23 protein-coding genes are annotated in these 17,041 nt (G+C 65.3%); 19 read left to right on the top strand and 4 right to left on the bottom strand.

The annotated features are described in order from the left end of the window. Position 1: 1 nt before the first annotated feature. A complete protein-coding gene (locus FHX47_RS07210) occupies positions 2 to 778 on the top strand; it encodes an enoyl-CoA hydratase (protein WP_183358255.1) in 777 nt (258 codons plus the stop codon). A 5-nt stretch (positions 779 to 783) separates the two neighbouring features. Here the strand turns inward: FHX47_RS07210 and FHX47_RS07215 are convergent, their stop codons facing one another. Continuing rightward, a complete protein-coding gene (locus FHX47_RS07215; protein WP_183358256.1) occupies positions 784 to 1,293 on the bottom strand; it encodes a MarR family winged helix-turn-helix transcriptional regulator in 510 nt (169 codons plus the stop codon). Between the two features lie 64 nt (positions 1,294 to 1,357). Further along, positions 1,358 to 3,118 carry an AMP-binding protein gene (locus FHX47_RS07220; RefSeq protein WP_183358257.1) on the bottom strand — a complete coding sequence of 587 codons (1,761 nt, stop codon included), beginning with the start codon at positions 3,116 to 3,118 and terminating at the stop codon, positions 1,358 to 1,360. Positions 3,119 to 3,251: 133 nt separating this feature from the next. Between FHX47_RS07220 and FHX47_RS07225 the strand changes: the two genes are divergently transcribed. The 16 genes from FHX47_RS07225 (at position 3,252) to FHX47_RS07300 (ending at position 15,574) form a co-directional block, all read left to right on the top strand. Beyond that, positions 3,252 to 4,463: an acyl-CoA dehydrogenase family protein gene (locus FHX47_RS07225; RefSeq protein WP_183358258.1), complete on the top strand. Its 1,212-nt coding sequence runs from the start codon at positions 3,252 to 3,254 to the stop codon at positions 4,461 to 4,463. A gap of 202 nt (positions 4,464 to 4,665) precedes the next feature. Then, on the top strand, positions 4,666 to 5,097 hold the full coding sequence (locus FHX47_RS07230) for a hotdog fold thioesterase (RefSeq protein WP_183358332.1): 432 nt from the start codon (positions 4,666 to 4,668) through the stop codon (positions 5,095 to 5,097). After that, positions 5,094 to 6,473, top strand: a complete 1,380-nt coding sequence (locus tag FHX47_RS07235) for a phenylacetate--CoA ligase family protein (RefSeq protein WP_183358259.1) — start codon at positions 5,094 to 5,096, stop codon at positions 6,471 to 6,473. The genes FHX47_RS07230 and FHX47_RS07235 overlap by 4 nt, the downstream gene beginning before the upstream one ends. Before the next feature lie 62 nt (positions 6,474 to 6,535). Then, positions 6,536 to 7,174, top strand: a complete 639-nt coding sequence (locus FHX47_RS07240; protein WP_183358260.1) for a TetR/AcrR family transcriptional regulator — start codon at positions 6,536 to 6,538, stop codon at positions 7,172 to 7,174. After that, on the top strand, positions 7,135 to 7,779 hold the full coding sequence (locus FHX47_RS07245; protein ID WP_221206209.1) for a hypothetical protein: 645 nt from the start codon (positions 7,135 to 7,137) through the stop codon (positions 7,777 to 7,779). The genes FHX47_RS07240 and FHX47_RS07245 overlap by 40 nt, the downstream gene beginning before the upstream one ends. Before the next feature lie 155 nt (positions 7,780 to 7,934). Beyond that, on the top strand, positions 7,935 to 8,969 hold the full coding sequence (gene paaA / locus FHX47_RS07250) for a 1,2-phenylacetyl-CoA epoxidase subunit PaaA (RefSeq protein ID WP_183358262.1): 1,035 nt from the start codon (positions 7,935 to 7,937) through the stop codon (positions 8,967 to 8,969). Between the two features lie 37 nt (positions 8,970 to 9,006). Continuing rightward, entirely contained in the window at positions 9,007 to 9,363 is a 357-nt protein-coding gene (gene paaB, locus FHX47_RS07255; RefSeq protein ID WP_183358263.1) for a 1,2-phenylacetyl-CoA epoxidase subunit PaaB, read from the top strand. Between the two features lie 47 nt (positions 9,364 to 9,410). Beyond that, entirely contained in the window at positions 9,411 to 10,205 is a 795-nt protein-coding gene (paaC, locus tag FHX47_RS07260) for a 1,2-phenylacetyl-CoA epoxidase subunit PaaC (protein ID WP_183358333.1), read from the top strand. Between the two features lie 28 nt (positions 10,206 to 10,233). Then, positions 10,234 to 10,770, top strand: coding sequence for a 1,2-phenylacetyl-CoA epoxidase subunit PaaD (gene paaD / locus FHX47_RS07265; protein ID WP_183358264.1), 537 nt, complete (start codon positions 10,234 to 10,236; stop codon positions 10,768 to 10,770). Next, on the top strand, positions 10,770 to 11,942 hold the full coding sequence (gene paaE, locus FHX47_RS07270) for a 1,2-phenylacetyl-CoA epoxidase subunit PaaE (protein ID WP_183358265.1): 1,173 nt from the start codon (positions 10,770 to 10,772) through the stop codon (positions 11,940 to 11,942). The genes paaD and paaE overlap by 1 nt, the downstream gene beginning before the upstream one ends. Positions 11,943 to 11,969: 27 nt before the next feature. Continuing rightward, positions 11,970 to 12,740: an enoyl-CoA hydratase/isomerase family protein gene (locus FHX47_RS07275; protein ID WP_183358266.1), complete on the top strand. Its 771-nt coding sequence runs from the start codon at positions 11,970 to 11,972 to the stop codon at positions 12,738 to 12,740. A 63-nt stretch (positions 12,741 to 12,803) separates the two neighbouring features. Then, positions 12,804 to 13,622 (top strand): SDR family NAD(P)-dependent oxidoreductase, encoded by an 819-nt coding sequence (locus FHX47_RS07280; protein ID WP_183358267.1) that lies wholly within the window; start codon positions 12,804 to 12,806, stop codon positions 13,620 to 13,622. Between the two features lie 97 nt (positions 13,623 to 13,719). Next, positions 13,720 to 14,151 (top strand): hypothetical protein, encoded by a 432-nt coding sequence (locus FHX47_RS07285; protein ID WP_183358268.1) that lies wholly within the window; start codon positions 13,720 to 13,722, stop codon positions 14,149 to 14,151. Continuing rightward, complete coding sequence (locus FHX47_RS07290; RefSeq protein WP_343064335.1) at positions 14,148 to 14,456, top strand: winged helix-turn-helix domain-containing protein; 309 nt, start codon at positions 14,148 to 14,150, stop codon at positions 14,454 to 14,456. The genes FHX47_RS07285 and FHX47_RS07290 overlap by 4 nt, the downstream gene beginning before the upstream one ends. Positions 14,457 to 14,567: 111 nt before the next feature. After that, positions 14,568 to 15,191 (top strand): ArsR/SmtB family transcription factor, encoded by a 624-nt coding sequence (locus tag FHX47_RS07295; protein ID WP_183358269.1) that lies wholly within the window; start codon positions 14,568 to 14,570, stop codon positions 15,189 to 15,191. Next, complete coding sequence (locus FHX47_RS07300; protein WP_183358270.1) at positions 15,188 to 15,574, top strand: hypothetical protein; 387 nt, start codon at positions 15,188 to 15,190, stop codon at positions 15,572 to 15,574. Before FHX47_RS07295 ends, FHX47_RS07300 begins: the two co-directional genes overlap by 4 nt. A 24-nt stretch (positions 15,575 to 15,598) precedes the next feature. Here the strand turns inward: FHX47_RS07300 and FHX47_RS07305 are convergent, their stop codons facing one another. Both FHX47_RS07305 and FHX47_RS07310 read right to left on the bottom strand, forming a co-directional pair. Further along, positions 15,599 to 15,826 carry a helix-turn-helix domain-containing protein gene (locus FHX47_RS07305; protein WP_183358271.1) on the bottom strand — a complete coding sequence of 76 codons (228 nt, stop codon included), beginning with the start codon at positions 15,824 to 15,826 and terminating at the stop codon, positions 15,599 to 15,601. Then, positions 15,826 to 16,305 carry a DUF2975 domain-containing protein gene (locus FHX47_RS07310; RefSeq protein ID WP_183358272.1) on the bottom strand — a complete coding sequence of 160 codons (480 nt, stop codon included), beginning with the start codon at positions 16,303 to 16,305 and terminating at the stop codon, positions 15,826 to 15,828. Before FHX47_RS07310 ends, FHX47_RS07305 begins: the two co-directional genes overlap by 1 nt. A 101-nt stretch (positions 16,306 to 16,406) precedes the next feature. On the opposite strand from FHX47_RS07310, the gene FHX47_RS07315 reads away from it, so the two are divergent. Both FHX47_RS07315 and FHX47_RS07320 read left to right on the top strand, forming a co-directional pair. Further along, complete coding sequence (locus tag FHX47_RS07315) at positions 16,407 to 16,637, top strand: hypothetical protein (protein ID WP_183358274.1); 231 nt, start codon at positions 16,407 to 16,409, stop codon at positions 16,635 to 16,637. After that, on the top strand, positions 16,634 to 17,035 hold the full coding sequence (locus FHX47_RS07320; protein WP_221206210.1) for a type II toxin-antitoxin system VapC family toxin: 402 nt from the start codon (positions 16,634 to 16,636) through the stop codon (positions 17,033 to 17,035). Before FHX47_RS07315 ends, FHX47_RS07320 begins: the two co-directional genes overlap by 4 nt. Positions 17,036 to 17,041: the final 6 nt, after the last annotated feature.

Here is a 17,041-nt window from a genome sequence, read left to right on the forward strand (position 1 = left end):
CATGAGCGAATACTCCACGATCGTCGTCTCCACCGAATCCCGGGTGGCCACGATCCAGCTGAACCGGCCCGAGGCGCTCAACGCGCTCAATGCCGAAATGATGGAAGAGATCGTCACCGCAGCGATGGGCTTCGACGCGGACCCCGGCGTCGGCACGATCCTCATCACCGGCTCCCAGAAGGCGTTTGCCGCCGGTGCCGACATCAAACAGATGGCCGACCGGGGCTACGCGGATATGTACGCCGATGACTGGTTCCGCCGGTGGGACGACCTCACTCGGCTGCGCACCCCCATAGTCTCAGCAGTGAGCGGATTCGCCCTGGGCGGCGGCTGCGAGCTCGCTATGATGAGCGACATCATCATTGCCGCCGAAGGCGCGAAGTTCGGTCAGCCTGAGATCAATCTTGGAGTGATCCCCGGCATGGGCGGCAGTCAGCGACTGACCCGCGCGGTGGGCAAGGCGAAGGCCATGGATATGATCCTCACCGGCCGGCGCATTGATGCCGCGGAGGCTGAGCGCATTGGACTGGTCTCACGGGTGGTGGCCGATGATCAGGTCCTAGCGGAGGCCACCACAGTGGCCGAACTGATCGCGTCGAAGTCCAAACCCTCCACGCAGATGGCCAAGGAGGCTGTCGGCTCCGCCTTCGAGTCCACGCTTGGGCAAGGACTGCTGTTTGAGCGTCGCATGTTCCACTCCCTCTTCGCCACCGAGGATCAGGCAGAGGGCATGAGTGCTTTTGCCCAGAAGCGCGACCCGGTGTGGCGTCACCGGTGATCTGGTCAGGGTCCGAGGAAGTCGCCTGAGACCCGGCGGAAGTCCGCCAGGATCCGATTGAGGTCCTCGACCTGGCCGGGTGTGAAGCCGGTCCGTTCAAACAGCTGCTCATTGAGCGCCGCTGTGGCCTGCTCAGCTGTCTTCCTGCCCTGGGCGGTGAGCACCAGCAGCATCGCCCGCCGGTCGGACTCATGGGGCTGGCGCTGCACCAGGCCAGCGTCCTGCAGCCTGTCCACCGCGTTGGTGATGGACGTCGGATGTACTTGGAGCAGCGCGGAGGCCTTGTTCATCAGCATGCGCTTCTCCCGGGAGTGGCTCAGCAGTGAGATCACCTCATACCGGGCGAAGGTGAGCCGGTAGGGCTTCAGGATCTCCTGGGCCCGTCCCAGCAGAATCTGCTGGGTGCGCATAATCGCGGTGACCGCCGCAGCCGGTGCTGCCGCCGAGTCCCACCCCTGCTTCTTCCAGTTGTTCTGAATCTCAGCGATCGGGTCCTTGGCCAACGGGGGGCGCATTGTTCGTCTCCTGGATCTCTTCAGGTACGGTCTCGGCCATCACGGGGCGCAGCGGCAGTCGGTCTCACGCCTTGGGACGTGTGAGCTGCGGAAGGTCTTCCTCCCGGAATTCCACCCCGTAGCGGCCCGGCCCAGCCTCCTCGGCAGCACGTTGCTCCTCGATGCCGCGCAGCTCCACGCGGCGGATCTTGCCGGAGATCGTCTTCGGGAGCTCCTTGAACTCGATCCGGCGGATGCGCTTATAGGGCGAGAGCCTGTTCAGGCTGTGCTGCAGCACCGTGGCGGCGGTCTCCTCAGTGGGCTCCCACCCTGTGGCCAGGGTGACGAACGCCTTGGGCACCGAGAGGCGAATGTCATCCGGGGCCGGGACGATGGCGGCCTCCACGACGGCCGGATGCTCCACCAGCACTGACTCCAGCTCGAAGGGCGAGATCTTGTAGTCGCTGGACTTGAACACATCATCTGCCCGGCCCACATAGGTGAAGACCCCATTTTCGTCGCGGGAGGCCACATCTCCGGTGTGATAGAGACCGTTGCGGAAGACCTCGCGGTTCTTCTCCTCGTCGCCGTAGTAGCCCTTCATCAGTCCCACCGGGCGCGGGTCCAGTCGCAGGCACAGCTCCCCCTCGTCGGACTCCTCCTCGGTGACCTGGTCAATGAGGACCACCTCGTAGCCCGGCAGCGGGACCCCCATGGCACCCAGGGTGACGGGCCGACCGGGAGTGTTGGCCACCTGCAGGGTGGTTTCGGTCTGACCGAACCCATCGCGGATAGTGGAGTTCCAGACCTTCTGGACCTGTTCGATCACTTCGGCGTTGAGCGGCTCTCCGGCAGAGATCAGCTTCTTCGGCGGGCTGGTCAGCTGCGTCAGATCGGCCTTGATCAGCATCCGCCAGACGGTCGGGGGTGCGCAGAAGCTGCTGACGCCATCGCGTTCCATGGCCTTCATCAGTGCTTGGGGGTCGAATTTGGTGAAGTTGTAGAGGAAGATCGTCGCCTCCGCCAGCCACGGAGCGAAGAAGTTGGACCAGGCATGTTTTGCCCAACCCGGTGAGGAGACATTGAGGTGCACGTCCCCCGGTTCCAGGCCGATCCAGTACAGAGTGGACAGATGCCCCACCGGGTAGGAGGCATGCGTATGTTCGACCAGCTTGGGCTGAGAGGTGGTCCCCGAGGTGAAGTAGAGCAGCATGGTCTCATCTGCCCCAGTCGGTTCCACCTGAGGCGGCTGAGCTGATGCTGAGTAGGCGTCGTCGTAGGAGCGGACGGTCCGGGACGGCACCTGAGGAGCTGTCCTCTGCGCCGCGGCGGCATGGGCCCCCGGCACGTGGATGAGCGTGAAGTCGCCCTCGACGTCGGCGAACCTCTGCACTGCTGAGGTGGTCCCGATGACCCAGCGCGCCTCAGCGCGCGTCACCCGATCTTGGAGGTCACGGGCACCCATCTGCGTGGTGGTGGGCACCAGCACTGCGCCGAGCTTGATGGCAGCCAGCATCGACTCCCAGAGCTCCACCTGGTTGTCCAGCATCAGAATGATCCGCTGATTGCGGCGCACCCCCAGGTCGCTCAGCCAATTCGCCACCCGGTTGGAGGCCTCGCTGAGCTCGCGGAAGGTGCGTGCCACCCGGTCGCCGTTCTCCTCAACAATGACCAGCGCGTTCTGATCAGCCCGCTCGGCAGAGGCCGCCAGGTGGTCGAACCAGTCATGTCCGAAGTTGAAGTGCTCGAACCGCGGCCATTCAAACGTTTCTCTGGCTTTGGCCCAATCATTCTGGTGGGCGATCAGGCCGTCTCGGGCGGCTCGCAGCTCTTCGGCGACTGACACGGGCGCCTCCTTTGTAGATCTGGTGGCAGAAATGTATCGAATGTGATTGCTATCACCTAATATACTTGGACGTCCTATAGTTGGTAAAGGACGTTTCCAACTCTGCCCGCGACCCACCACGAAGGAACCGACGATGACGCCAAGGACCTCCCCGGCCGCTGAGCGCGCCGACCACACCGACGACGCCGATACGTCCCCAGCCGTGAACTTCCTCGATGCGGCTCGGCACCTCTCCTCAGATGAGCGCCAGCGGCTGCTCTCGACTGACCGCAGCCTCCAGCAGACCCTGCGACCTGCCAGCATCGACCCCTGGAACCGGGAGGAGTTTCCGCATCAGCTGCTGCCGGCGCTGGCCGACCTCGGCCTGGGAGAGACCTACCTGGACGGCTCCTCACAGCTGTTCCAGGGGCTGGTGCACGCCTGCGCCGCCCGAGCCGACGTCTCCATGTCGGCACTGCTGGGGATCCACAACGAGCTCATCGTCGGCACCATCGCCGAGCTCGGCTCTGCCGAGCAGAAGCAGACCTGGCTGCCCCGGCTGCGCCGCCTGGAGGCGCTGGGGGCCTTCTGCCTCACGGAGCCGGACCACGGCTCAGACATTGCTGGCGGATTGGAAACCTCGGCCACCCGCACCGACCAGGGCTGGGTGATCCGTGGTCGCAAGCGCTGGATCGGGGCCGGCACCATCGCCGACATCGCCCTGATCTGGGCCCGCGACACCTCCGACGGTCAGGTCAAGGGCTTCCTGGTTCCCACTGACACGGCCGGCTACCGGGCCAGCGCCATCCGCAACAAGACCGGCCTGCGCATTATGCAGAACGCGGACCTGGAGTTCGACGACGTCGTCGTTGCCGACTCAGCGCTGCTGCCCGGGGCCACCTCGTTCTCCGCGGCCAGCCGACTGCTGATGGCCTCCCGCGCCTGGGTGGGATGGCAGGCAGTGGGGGCCCAGCAGGCACTCTTCGACCTGATCAGCAGCTACGCCCGGCAGCGCAAGCAGTTCGGAGTGCCCATCGGCTCGTTCCAGCTCGTCCAGTCCGCTCTGGTCACCGTGGCCGGCAACCTCGCCCTCTCGGCATCCATGATGGCCGACACAGCAGATATCCAGGCCCGCGGTGAGCTGACCATGATGCACGCCTCCCTGACCAAAGCGACACTGACCAGAACCGCCCGTGAGTCCGGCGCCCTGGCCCGGGAGGTGTTCGGCGGAAACGGGATAGTCAGCGACTATGAGGTGGCCAAAGTGGCCGGGGACATCGAAGCTCTCTACACCTACGAGGGCAGCCATTCGATCAACCTGCTCATCGCCGGCCGTGCGATCACCGGCATCTCCGCCTTCGCCTGAGTGCTCAGCCAGCACACCCCGCTGCAGAGGTGATCGCCGCCCCCGCCGGCCTGTGCTTGACATCACAGGCTGCGCAGTGCTTGAGTTGACTTACTGACCGATTGGTCTGGAAATACTGCCTGGTCTGTAGAACTCACAAGGAGCACCCATGCCCGATGCCAGCACTGCGGCCCCGGCCGCCGATACCCACCGGGGCCCGTCGATGCCTGCCGGCGGGCCGCACCACAAGATGCTGGAGAACGACGGGTGCACCCGCTGGCTCGGCGCCGAGGTGCTCCTCGCCGAGCCGGGTCATGCGAAGCTGCGCATGCGCATCCGCGAAGAGATGACCAACGGCTTCGACATTGTCCACGGCGGGATGGTCTTCACCCTGGCCGACACCTGCTTTGCCATGGCGTGCAACGACCCTGCCGGCGACGACGCGACGATCACCGTCGCCTCGGGGGTCGACATCAATTTTTTGAAGTCCGCCAAGCTCGGCGAAGAGATCACCGCCGAGGCCGTCCGGGTCGCCCAGACCGGACGCAGCGGCGTCTACGACGTCGTGGTCAGCCGCGGTGAGGACACCATCGCAGTCTTCCGCGGCCGCTCCCGCACTGTTCCCGTCCCAACCCAAGAGGTGACGCCCGAATGAGCCTTGCACCCGCCCCCGACTCCTTCGCCGCCGACGGCGCGCCCAACGAACTTGCCGCAGCCATCGCAGAGACCGAGGCTGACCCGACCCCGGTGGGCACTCCGGACGCCGCCGAGCTGATCGGCCGCGAAGAGATGGACCAGCTGCAGCTGACCCGGCTGAAGGCCACCATCAAGCACGCCTACGAGAACGTCAGTGCCTACCGTGAGCTCTATGACGCGCACGGGGTGAAGCCCAGTGACCTGCAGACTCTTGAAGACCTGGCCAAGTTCCCCTTCACCGACAAAGAGTTCCTGCGCGCGGCCTATCCGTTCAAGTCCTTCGCCGTACCGATGAATCAGGTCCGCCGCATCCACGCCTCCTCCGGCACCACAGGACTGCCCACAGTGGTGGGCTACACCGACGGCGACATCGACCGGTGGGCCACACTGTTCTCCCGGTGCCTGCGGTTCTCCGGCGTCGCACCCGGAGACATCGTCCACAACGCCTACGGCTACGGGCTGTTCACCGGCGGTCTGGGCGCCCACTACGGGGTGGAGAAGCTCGGCGCAACCGTCATTCCGATGTCCGGGGGCCAGACGGAGAAGCAGATCCAGCTCATCACCGACTTCAAGCCGCGGGCGATCCTGTGCACCCCCACCTACCTGCTGGCGCTGGCCGACGGCTTCCGCAAGGCCGGCCTGGACCCACGGGACACATCCCTGGAGATCGGCGTGCTCGGCGCCGAACCCTGGACCGAAGAGATGCGCCACGAGATCGAGCAGGCGTTCAACATCAAAGCCTGCGACATCTACGGCCTCTCCGAAGTCATGGGCCCCGGAGTCGCCGGCGAGTCCTTCGACAGGCAGGACGGCTCCACCATCTGGGAAGACCACTTCCGCCCGGAGATCATCGACCCGATGACCGAAGACGTCCTGGAACCGGGCCATCACGGCGAGCTGGTCTTCACCACGCTGACCCGCGAGGCGCTGCCGATCATCCGCTACCGCACCCACGATCTGACTCGGCTGCTGCCGGGCACCGACCGGCCCGGTCACCGGCGCATGGGCCGCATCAGCGGCCGCAGCGACGACATGATCATCCTGCGCGGGGTCAACCTCTTCCCCACCCAGATCGAAGAGATCGCACTGACCATCGAGGGGCTCTCTCCGCACTTCCAGCTGGAGCTGACCCGTCCGGACCACATGGATCAGATGACGGTGCACATCGAACGCCGCGAAGAGTGCTCGCTGCAGGACGCTGAGACCGCCGGCAAGGAGCTGGCCCGCCAGATCAAGATCAAGGTCGGTTCCAGCTGCGTGGTCAGCGTGGCCGAACCGGAAACTCTCGCCCGCTCCTCCGGCAAGCTGCGACGCATCTACGACAAGCGCCGATGAGCAGTCTGCGGCGGCTAGTCTGAGGACCGATGGAACTATCGACAGGGAAGGCCGCTCACCGCATGCCATTGGACCAGTCAGAGCAGGCCGCCGGTACTGGCCCGCGCACCGCTGTCAAGCGGGGCCGCCCCGGATACGACCGTGACTCGCTGATCCGAGTGTGCGTGGAGGTCTTCAACCGCCGCGGCTACGAAGCGACGTCGATGGGGGCCCTGGCCCAGGAGCTGGGCATCTCCAAGTCGGCCATCTACCACCACGTGAAGTCCAAGGAAGAGATCCTCGACGCCGCCCTGAGCCATTCGTTGGCTGAGCTGGAGCGGGTCGTCGCCGACGCCGAGGCCTTGGAGGTCGCTGCGGTGGCGGAGCTGGAGACCATCATCGCTGAGTCGGTCAATGTGCTGACCCGGTCGCTGCCCTATGTGACCCTGCTGCTGCGGCTTCGGGGCAACTCGGAGCTGGAGACCGCCGCCCTGGCCCGCCGGCGCGAGATCACCCGCCGCATCGCCGACCTGATCCATCAGGCCCAGGACGACGGCGACCTCCGCCAGGACCTCGACGCCCGCACCGCATCCCGGCTGGCGATGGGCACGGTCAACTCGATCGTGGACTGGTACCGCCCCGACCGCGCCGACGCTGCCGCTCCCCTGGCCGATACCGTAGTGTGTCTGCTGCTGGCTGGGCTGCGCACCCCGGCCCGCTGACCACGAGGCAGGTGCAGGTGATGTTCGACTGGCTGATACCGCTGCTGATCGTGCTGGCAGTGGCACTGGCGTCAGCCGGCTGGTACGTCTACGACGCTCGGGTGGGAAAGCCCCGGGGCAGGCTCAAGGCCCTGGAGACCAGTTTGAACACCTTGGCGGACCATAATGTCGATATCGCCGCCACCGGCACCAGCTACCGCATCGAACAAGCCAAGCACCTCAAGATCAGAGACCAGTCGGTATCTGTCCTGGACCTCCTCAACCGCGACTCCACACTGAACCAGGCCGGCGACTGGAAGCGGCTCACCTTCCACGAAGGGTTCCACCAGGGCCCCTACGCCGATGAGCTCACCGACGACGAGTGGCGGTTCGTCCACCAGCGCTACGCCGAGCTGGTTGAGCAGAAGACCTCTCACCGGGTCCGAGTCGAGACCCATCAGAAGCTGCTGAAGGAGAACGAGGCCCGGGTGGACAAGCTCACCAAAACCTATGTGGAGCAGGCCAGGGCTATTGCCGAGCAGGGCGGCGACCATGACAGCAACCGCTGGAACGATGAGTTTGATGCCTTGAACCGCGGCAATGAGGGCAAGCCGCGGCCAGAGTGACTGCTCATCTGGGCGAGACAGCCCACCCGGGCACCGCGAGAGCTGGCTGAGGCCCGCATGCGCAGCCACTGCCGCAGCCCCATGCATGTGGGTATTGCACATCTCACATGCCCAGGTATACTGAACGAACGGTCAGTAATTCAGGAGGTACCGAAATGTCCGCTCAGAAGCCCCATCTGCAGGCAGTCGAGCCCGACGCCGCGCAGGTCACCGAAGACGCCCGAGTCGCCGCCGATCAGGCACGAGTAGGCTGGGAGCGCTTCCAGGAGATCATCGCCGACGATAAGCGCATCGAGCCTCGTGACTGGATGCCCGACGACTACCGCAAGACCCTGGTGCGCCAGGTCTCCCAGCACGCACATTCGGAGATCATCGGCATGCAGCCCGAAGGCAACTGGATCAGCCGGGCGCCCTCACTGAAGCGCAAATCCGTGCTCATGGCCAAGGTCCAGGATGAGGCCGGCCACGGACTCTACCTCTACTCCGCCGCCGAGACACTGGGCACCTCCCGCGATGAGACCTACGAGCAGCTCTACACCGGCAAGGCGAAGTACTCCTCGATCTTCAACTACCCGGCCCGCACCTGGGCCGACGTCGGCGCCGTCGGGTGGCTGGTCGACGGAGCCGCCATCACCAACCAGGTTCCGCTGTGCCGAGCCTCCTACGGACCCTATGGCCGCGCCATGGTGCGGGTGTGCAAGGAAGAGTCCTTCCACCAGCGCCAGGGGTGGGAGATTCTCTACACCCTCTCCCACGGCACCCAGGCGCAGAAGCAGATGGCCCAGGACGCCGTGGACCGCTTCTACGGACCTGCGCTTCAGATGTTCGGTCCCCCCGACGCGGAGTCCCCCAACTCCCAGCAGTCGATGGCCTGGAACATCAAACGCTTCTCCAACGATGTGCTGCGCCAGCGCTTCGTCGACATGATCGTCCCCCAGGCGGAGGCCCTCGGGCTCACCCTGCCTGATCCGGACCTGAAGTGGAACGAAGAGCGCGGCCACTACGACTACGGCGAGCTGGACTGGGATGAGTTCTTCAGCGTCGTCAAGGGCGACGGCCCGCTGAACCATCAGCGGCTGGCCCACTACCGAGCAGCCCGCGACAACGGCGCCTGGGTGCGTGAGGCCGCTGCGGCCTACGCGGACAAGCAGGCCGCAGCCCAGCAGGACGCAGCCCTGCTCAGCGCCTGAGGCGCACCGCACTGACATTCGGCGAGAAAGGCCAGGCATGACTCAGAACGACACCACGACAGAGTCCGAACAGGTCCCAGCAGGCGGCGTGATCGCCACCGATCCGGCCACTGAGAGCATCTGGCCGCTCTGGGAGATCTTTGTTCGCTCATCCCGCGGTCTGTCCCACGTGCACGCAGGCTCGCTGCACGCACCGGACGGAACGATGGCGCTGCGCAATGCGCGCGACCTCTACACCCGACGCAACGAAGGAACCTCCATCTGGGTGGTTCCCTCAGAGGGAATCACCGCCTCCGACCCGGACTCCAAGGGCGGGTTCTTCGAATCTGCGCAGGGCAAGAACTACCGGCATGCCACCTACTACACGCAGTCCGAAGGGGTGAAGCACCTGTGAGCGACACCGTAGGATTCACCTCCCAGGACTCCGCGACACGGATCTCCATGGGCAACGCCATCACCGCTGAGGAGCTTGCCTCCCGCGAAGACCGCGCGAGTGAGGAGGTCGCCCGCTACGCCCTGATCCTCGGCGACGACTCGCTGATGCTGGCCCAGCGGCTGGGGCATTGGATCTCGCGTGCACCGGAGCTGGAAGAGGATGTGGCGCTGGCCAACATCGCCCTGGACCTGCTGGGCCATGCCCGCTTCCTGCTCACCTACGCCGGCTCCGCCTGGGACAAGACCGAAGACGACCTCGCCTATTTCCGCGATGAGGAGGAGTTCCGCTCCGCCCGCCTGGTGGAGCATGAGAACGGCGACTTCGGCCAGACCATCGCCCGGCAGCTGATCTTCAGCTTCTACGCCTATGCGCTCTACTCCCGCCTGCTGGCCTCCACCGACGAGACCCTGTCCGCCATCGCTGATAAGGCCCTGAAGGAAGTCGACTACCACCGGGACCACGCCGCCCAGTGGCTGATGCGGCTCGGCGGCGGCACCGAGGAGTCCCACCGCCGCATGCAGACCGGGCTGGACACCGTCTGGACCTACATCGAAGAGCTGTTCATCGACGTGGAGCCCACCACCCAGCTTGCTGAGGCCGGCGTCGCCGTCCTTCCATCGGCGCTGCGCGATGAGGTGCTCACTCAGCTGAGCACCATCATCGAAGAGGCTGGGCTGCGCGTTCCGCAGGCCAAAGGCGCCTTCGGCGCCGACCGCAGCGGCCGGTACTCGGAGCACCGCGGCTTCATTCTGGCTGAGATGCAGGTGCTGGCCCGTGAGCACCCCGGCGCAACCTGGTGAACAGAACCTGGTGAACAAAGGAGCACCCATGGTGACCACACAAACCCCAGAACTGACCCCCAACGGCATCCGTCCTGCCGGCGAGGCCGACGCCGCCGTCTGGGACGCGGCCGCACAAGTCACCGACCCGGAGATTCCGGTGCTGACCATCGAGGACCTCGGGATTCTGCGTGCCGCAGCAGCGACCCCGGACGGCGCCGTCGTCGTCATCACCCCCACCTACTCGGGCTGCCCGGCGATGGATACGATCACCGCTGATATTGCCTTTGCCCTGCGCGAGGCCGGCTTTGCGGATGTGAAGGTCCAGACTGTGCTGAAGCCTTCCTGGACCACTGACTGGATGAGCGAGGACGGCCGGCGCAAGCTGCGCGAATACGGGATCACCCCGCCCAGCGGCAATGCGCCGGTGCGCGGCGGCCCGGTGAGCGTGGGGCTGAGCGTGAAGTGCCCGCGCTGCGACTCGCTGAACACCCGTGAGCTGACTCGGTTCGGCTCCACCGCATGCAAAGCGCTGTACCAGTGCAGCTCCTGCTTGGAACCCTTCGACTACTTCAAGGTGCTTTAATGACTGCTGATCCGACTCAGGCCGCCCCTGCCGCCAAGCGCCGCGCCCAGTTCAACACCCTGCGGGTCGGGGCGGTCCGCCGGCTGACCGAAGACTCCGTGGAGGTGACCTTCGAGATTCCCGAGCACCTGCAGGACGACTTCGACTACGCGCCCGGCCAGTATGTGGCCCTGCGGGCCGAGATCGAGGGCCAGGAGCTGCGGCGCTCCTATTCGATCTGCACAGTGCCGGTTCCCGGAGAGATCCGGGTAGCGATCAAGCGTGATATCGGCGGACTGTTCTCCACCTGGGCCAATGAGCAGCTGGCCCCCGGTGACACCCTGGATGTGATGAACCCCTCCGGCGCGTTCGTCTCCAAGACCGCGATCACCTCGATGAACAACCCGGATGAGCTGGCCGCGGAGGCCGTATCCAAGCGCACCGACACCAGCCTGGTCGCCTTCGCCGCCGGCTCGGGGATCACACCGATCATGTCGATCGCCCGCTCGGTGCTGGCCGCCTCCCCGCAGTCCACCTTCGACCTGGTCTATGCCAACCGGTCCGCCTCCGATGTGATGTTCGCCGAAGAGCTCGGCGACCTCAAGGACCGCTACCCCGCACGATTCGCCGTCCACCATGTGCTCTCCCGAGAACAGCGCCTCAACCCGCTGCTGACCGGCCGGATTGAGGGTGAGAAGCTCAGCGCCCTGCTGGATCATGTGCTGCGCACCCAGGACACCGACGAATGGTTCCTGTGCGGACCCTTCGAACTGGTCCAGCTGGTCCGCGATGAGCTGGACTCCCGCAGCATCCCCGCAGAGAAGGTGCGCTTCGAACTGTTCAGCACCGGAAAGCCCGACCGGCCCTCCGGCCAGCAGGGCCGCAAAGTGCAGGTCAAGGCCGGCGAGGAGACGCGGCAGATCGAATTCACCCTGGACGGGCTCACCGGCCAGGTCGATACGCCGAAGGAATCGGGCGAGACCGTGCTCAACGCCGCCCTGCGCCAGCGCTCAGACGTGCCCTTCGCCTGCGCCGGCGGGGTCTGCGGCACCTGCCGGGCCAAAGTGGTCTCCGGCGACTTCGAAATGCAGGAGAACTTCGCCCTGGAGTCCGACGAGATCGAGGCCGGCTACGTGCTCACCTGCCAGACCCGTCCGACCTCGGACAAGCTCGTGGTCGACTACGACTCCTGACCCCACAATCTGAGCGGAGATGCGAACATGATCGAACTGAGCATTGAGGACGACGTCGCCGAGGTGGTGCTCAACGCACCCAAGAAGCTCAACTCGTTGGATCCGGCGGCCTTAAGCGAACTCGATCGGGCCTACCAGGAAGCCGAAGCGGCAGGGGTTCGCGCCCTGCTGCTGCGCGGCGAGGGCCGCGGCTTCTGCGCCGGTCGCGATATCTCCGACGTCGACCCCGCCGACGACGACGCCCACGCCTTCTTAGCTGAGACGGTGACCCCGGTGCTGAAGCGGATGGCACAGTTCCCCGCTCCGACCTTCGCCGCGGTGCAGGGCGCCTGCTTAGGAGTCGGACTGGGGCTGGCGATCGCCACTGACGTGGTTTACATCGCTGAGGACGCCAAGGTCGGATCCCCCTTCGCCTCTCTGGGGGCGACGTTGGACTCCGGCGGTCACGCCCTGTTCGTGGAGCGCCTCGGCGCCCACCGCACCCTGGATCTGATCTACACCGCCGAACTGATCAGCGGAGCCGACGCGGTGGCCTCCGGGCTGTTTTCCCGGGTGCTGCCGGCTGAGGAGCTGCAGGAGTTCACCCGCCAGAAGACGCAGACTGCGGCGAAGGGCGCGACCCGGGCCTTCCGCGAGTCCAAGAAGCTGGTCGCCCAGATCCGCGACCAGCGCGTGGGGCTGTGGGAGTCGGTCACCGATGAGAACCGGGCCCAGGGCCTGCTCTGTGACACCGAGGACTACGCTGAGGGTTTCGCCGCCTTCCAGGCCAAGCGAACCCCCACCTTCCGCGGCGCATAGGCCAGCCGTCCGACCCAGGGCCGTAGACTCTGCGGCGAGTGTCACCGACAGGGAAGGACGGATATGACCCACCGTGACCGGACCATCCTCATCACCGGGGCCACCAGCGGTCTGGGCCGTGAGCTCGCCCGCACACTGAGCACTGCTGGGGGTCGACTCATCCTGCACGGCCGGGATCCTGAGAAGCTCGACTCCCTGCGCACCGAGCTGGCGGCGTCGAGTGCCGTGATCGACACCGTTGCCGCCGATCTCTCCGACCTGGCCCAGGTGCGCAGCCTGGCAGCGGACGTCGCTGAGCTGACTGACCACCTCAGCGTCCTGGTCAACAACGCTGGCCTAGGCAAAGGAAGCGATGACACCCGCCAGGTGTCACCGGACGGCTTCGAACTGCGCCTCGCCGTCAATCACCTGGCGCCCTTCGCACTGTCGCTGGGGCTGCTGCCGCTGCTGGAGGCGGGCGCACCCAGTCGCATCGTCCACGTCGCCTCCGGGGCACAGCAGCCTCTCGACCTCGACGATCCGCACATGGAATACGGCTATTCGGGCTCGCGCGCCTACGCGCAGTCCAAGCTGGCCATGGTGGCCACAGGATTCATGCTCGCCGAGCATCTCCCGGCAGAGGTGACCACGCTCAACAGCCTGCATCCTGCGACCCTGATGCCCACCCGGATGGTCCAGGAGGGCTACGGCTACACCGTCGATGATCTGTCCTCGGGGGTCGCCGCGAGCCGGCATCTGATCGAGTCTGACGCCGTCGCCGGGGTCTCTGGGCAGTACTTCTCCGGCACCGAGCGGGCTGAGGCGCACCCCGAGGCCTACAACCCGGAAACTCAACAGCGCCTGTGGCAGCTGAGTCAAGAGCTGACCGGCACCAGCCTGTAGACAGGTCGCTGACATGACACAGAGTTGACCACTTGAAGGATCGTAAACTGATCACTAGAGTGACGACAGTCACCCCGGATAGCAGAAGGTGGTTGCCGTGTCGTCGTACTCCTACTCTGATCACCCTCCCGAGCCCCGGGAGGCTCTGCGTGAGGCCGCCCGGGTGGGTGAGCGGATCCGCGGACGGCGATGGTGGTTCGTCGCCGAGTCTTTGGTGATGGCGGCCAGCCTGACCGTCTTCTACATTGCTATCCACGCGTGGCCAGACCTTGTCGACACCTGGTTTCTGACCGGCCTGATCGTCGTCGTCGGACTCTTGGTTCTGCTGCAGCGGCATCGCAAGAGCCTGCCCACGCCGGCCCAGAGGTGGCAGGATCGGACGCTGTGGATCAGTCTCGGCCTGGTACTGGTGTGCCTGCCGCTCTACCGATTCCTGCTGCCGGAGGGTTTTTCGCTGTGGTTGGTGCTGGCGGGCCTGCTTCCCGGCGTTCCCTACGTGGTACTGGCGTTCCGGGTGAGCCGTTCGTGACCCATCCGCGCAACCGGATCGATGACATGATCCATTCTCCTGTGCGGCTTTCAGTGATGTCGGCCTTACGGGCGGCTGACCAAGTGCATTTCGCGCTTCTGCGCGACACACTGGAGGTCAGTGATTCCCTGCTGTCCAAGCACATCGCGACCTTGGAAGCGGTCGGTTACGTCGAGGTCACCAAAGGCTATGCGGGCAAGCGGCCGCGCACCTGGTTCTCCCTGACCAGCCGAGGCAAGCAGGCCTTCGACACGTACCTCGCCACCCTGCGGGAGATTGTCGAGGAAACCACCCCTTCCCCGTGACTGTGTCGCCATCATCAACACTCCTTTCGCAATCCCTATTGCGCAACACATGTTTCGCAAGTACTCTTGCATAACAGCAGGCAGTGCGGCACTCTCGAAAGGACCAGGCAGATGGCACATGACCCCCCTCAGATGCAGACCTCCGATCCGGCAGTGATGCGGGCCCTGGCCCATCCGCTGCGGATCGAGATCATGGAAGCTATGGATGAGCTCGGCGAGGCAACTGCCAGTGAGATTGCCGAGCGTCTGGACCAAAGCGTGGCGAACGCCTCCTTTCACCTGCGGCTGCTGGCTTCGGCGGGCTTCATCGAACGTGCCGAGCCTCGGGGCCGGGAAAAGCCCTGGCGGAGCAAACACCGCGGTCGTAACCTGCGCCCCGACCCTGATGATCCCTCCTCCATCGCAGAATCCTCCGAATTGGGAGCATTGGTCGTCCAGCGCGAGGCCGCCCGCATGGCTGCTTTCCTACGAGCGGCGCCGGCCCACCTGCGCAGCGGTGAATGGATCCCGGCGGTCACGGTCAGCACCGCTACTTTTTGGGCCACTGCAGAGGAGATGGCCGAGGTCGCCCAGGAACTCGCCACCCTGCTCGATCGCTTCGAAGACCGCAGGGATCCTGCCAACCGCCCCGAAGGGGCAGTGAAGGGCCGGCTCTTCTCCACCTTGAATCCGGACCTCGACGAGCTGATCCAAGGTGCTGACGATTCTGAACCCTCCGATGACGGAGCATCATGACACTGCACTACGAAGCGATGCGAGCCGAGGCCGACTATCGGCTCGAGCAGGCCAGACGCAGTTGGCCCAGTGGGACCCCCAGAACCGCTGATGGCGTCACAGGACGGCTCTGGCAGACGATATCCCAACGTCTCCGGCGCTTTGCGCTCGGCCACCGGTCGGCTCCACGCCAGGCTGAGCCTGACCGTCCTGCCGGCAGCGACGCAGTCCGGGTCCATATCACCTGTTGGACCGACGGCTCAGAGCCCGCCCGCGACGTCGTCGAGGCGATCCAGGAGGCAGTGGCGCAGCGCTTCCCCTCGGCACCGCAGGAGCAGCTGCCCGCGCGCAGCTTCACCACGAGCCTCAGCAACGCTGCAAGGACCCCGACTCTCGTCCGCTGATCTCTACCGTGCTAGGCCAACCGACTACTCAGCCCAGTCAGGGGCGCCGTCGGGCGCCCACTCCAGGAGGTCTCCCGGTTGGCAGTCGAGTACCTCGCACATCGCCTCCAGGGTGCTGAAGCGGATCGCCTTGGCCCGGCCGTTCTTCAGCACCGCAATGTTCGCCGGGGTGATCCCCACGCGTTCGGCGAACTCGCCCACCGGCATCTTCTTCTTGGCCAGTTCAACATCGATGCGAACGACGATGGCCATCAGATGACCACATCCATCTCGCTCTTCAGCGTGGTGGCACGGACCAGAAGCGTGCGCATCACCGTCATCAGCAGGGCAAGCGCCAAGCCGGTCACAACACCACCGAGCAGCATCAGCATCCACCCCGGCGGGGCCGCCGCAACCGCTGACTGGTAGCCGATCGTGGCCACACAGACGAGGCTGCCACCCAGGAAGGCCCCAATAATTCCGTCGACCCAGCCGAAGGCGCGGGAGGAGAACACCTCACCGCTGCGCGCGAACCCCAGCAGCCGCAGGGTGCAGATAATGCCGACCTGAACACAGAGCAGGCCCAGGATCGCCAGCGTCAGGATGGGCCAGCGCATATGGGCCGCATCCGGCAGATCAGCCGCCACCACCCCAGACAGCCACGGCAGACCCACTATCTGGACCGCGGCGATGACGACCAGGGCAGCCACCAGCATGGTTCGCAGGGCAGTGACAGCCAAGTGATTGCTCATGCCATCGACGGTAGTTGAGTATCGATCGAATGTCGATAGCTCTACCATCGGGCCTACGGGCCAGGGTAGAGTTCCGGGCCTCTTGGTGCCATAATGGCACCATGAAACGGATGAACCTGCGGGACGTGCCCGATGATGTGTATACGGCATTAGCCGAAGCCGCCCGAGCGAACCGACAGTCATTGAGCGCATTCGCCGTTGACAGGCTGACCGAGATTTCCCAGATGACTCGGTTGAATGACTATGTTGCCTCGTACACGCCACTGCACGAAAGTGGCGTGAGCCTTGAAGACTCCGCTGCTGCGGTGCGTGAGGTGCGGGAAGCTTCGTGAGCCTGGCCGTCGTCGACGCTTCTGTGCTGACCGCCTTCTATGCCGCCGACGACCCGCGTCATGCAGCGGTTTCGGCACGCCTGAGCGCTGGCGACGCCTTATTTGCTCCCGCTCACATGGACGTTGAGGTCGTGTCTGCCTTGCGCGGCCTCTCCCGTCGCCATCCGGCGCTCAGCACGGCAGTACCGGGTGCTTTGAAACATCTCGCGGGCTTTCCCATTCGACGCATGCCGCTGGCACCGATGTTGCCGCGCATCTGGGAACTGCACCAGAACATCACCCCCTACGACGCGGCCTACGTTGCTCTGGCCGAGCGCCTCGACAGCCCCCTCATCACCTGTGACGGCAAACTGGCCGCAGCTGCTGAAAGCCGCTGCACCATCGACCTCATCGCCTAAGCGTGG

The organism is Garicola koreensis (genome assembly GCF_014195445.1).
Taxonomy (GTDB): Bacteria; Actinomycetota; Actinomycetes; order Actinomycetales; family Micrococcaceae; genus Nesterenkonia; species Nesterenkonia koreensis.

Bases quoted from the DNA above. Each gene is read 5' to 3' on its own strand.
- FHX47_RS07210 (WP_183358255.1), top strand. From the start codon at position 2: ATGAGCGAATACTCCACGATCGTCGTCTCCACCGAATCCCGGGTGGCC.
- FHX47_RS07215 (WP_183358256.1), bottom strand. From the start codon at position 1,293: ATGCGCCCCCCGTTGGCCAAGGACCCGATCGCTGAGATTCAGAACAAC.
- FHX47_RS07225 (WP_183358258.1), top strand. From the start codon at position 3,252: ATGACGCCAAGGACCTCCCCGGCCGCTGAGCGCGCCGACCACACCGAC.
- FHX47_RS07230 (WP_183358332.1), top strand. From the start codon at position 4,666: ATGCCTGCCGGCGGGCCGCACCACAAGATGCTGGAGAACGACGGGTGC.
- FHX47_RS07235 (WP_183358259.1), top strand. From the start codon at position 5,094: ATGAGCCTTGCACCCGCCCCCGACTCCTTCGCCGCCGACGGCGCGCCC.
- FHX47_RS07240 (WP_183358260.1), top strand. From the start codon at position 6,536: ATGCCATTGGACCAGTCAGAGCAGGCCGCCGGTACTGGCCCGCGCACC.
- paaA (WP_183358262.1), top strand. From the start codon at position 7,935: ATGTCCGCTCAGAAGCCCCATCTGCAGGCAGTCGAGCCCGACGCCGCG.
- paaB (WP_183358263.1), top strand. From the start codon at position 9,007: ATGACTCAGAACGACACCACGACAGAGTCCGAACAGGTCCCAGCAGGC.
- paaC (WP_183358333.1), top strand. From the start codon at position 9,411: ATGGGCAACGCCATCACCGCTGAGGAGCTTGCCTCCCGCGAAGACCGC.
- paaD (WP_183358264.1), top strand. From the start codon at position 10,234: ATGGTGACCACACAAACCCCAGAACTGACCCCCAACGGCATCCGTCCT.
- paaE (WP_183358265.1), top strand. From the start codon at position 10,770: ATGACTGCTGATCCGACTCAGGCCGCCCCTGCCGCCAAGCGCCGCGCC.
- FHX47_RS07275 (WP_183358266.1), top strand. From the start codon at position 11,970: ATGATCGAACTGAGCATTGAGGACGACGTCGCCGAGGTGGTGCTCAAC.
- FHX47_RS07280 (WP_183358267.1), top strand. From the start codon at position 12,804: ATGACCCACCGTGACCGGACCATCCTCATCACCGGGGCCACCAGCGGT.
- FHX47_RS07295 (WP_183358269.1), top strand. From the start codon at position 14,568: ATGGCACATGACCCCCCTCAGATGCAGACCTCCGATCCGGCAGTGATG.
- FHX47_RS07300 (WP_183358270.1), top strand. From the start codon at position 15,188: ATGACACTGCACTACGAAGCGATGCGAGCCGAGGCCGACTATCGGCTC.
- FHX47_RS07305 (WP_183358271.1), bottom strand. From the start codon at position 15,826: ATGGCCATCGTCGTTCGCATCGATGTTGAACTGGCCAAGAAGAAGATG.
- FHX47_RS07310 (WP_183358272.1), bottom strand. From the start codon at position 16,305: ATGAGCAATCACTTGGCTGTCACTGCCCTGCGAACCATGCTGGTGGCT.
- FHX47_RS07315 (WP_183358274.1), top strand. From the start codon at position 16,407: ATGAAACGGATGAACCTGCGGGACGTGCCCGATGATGTGTATACGGCA.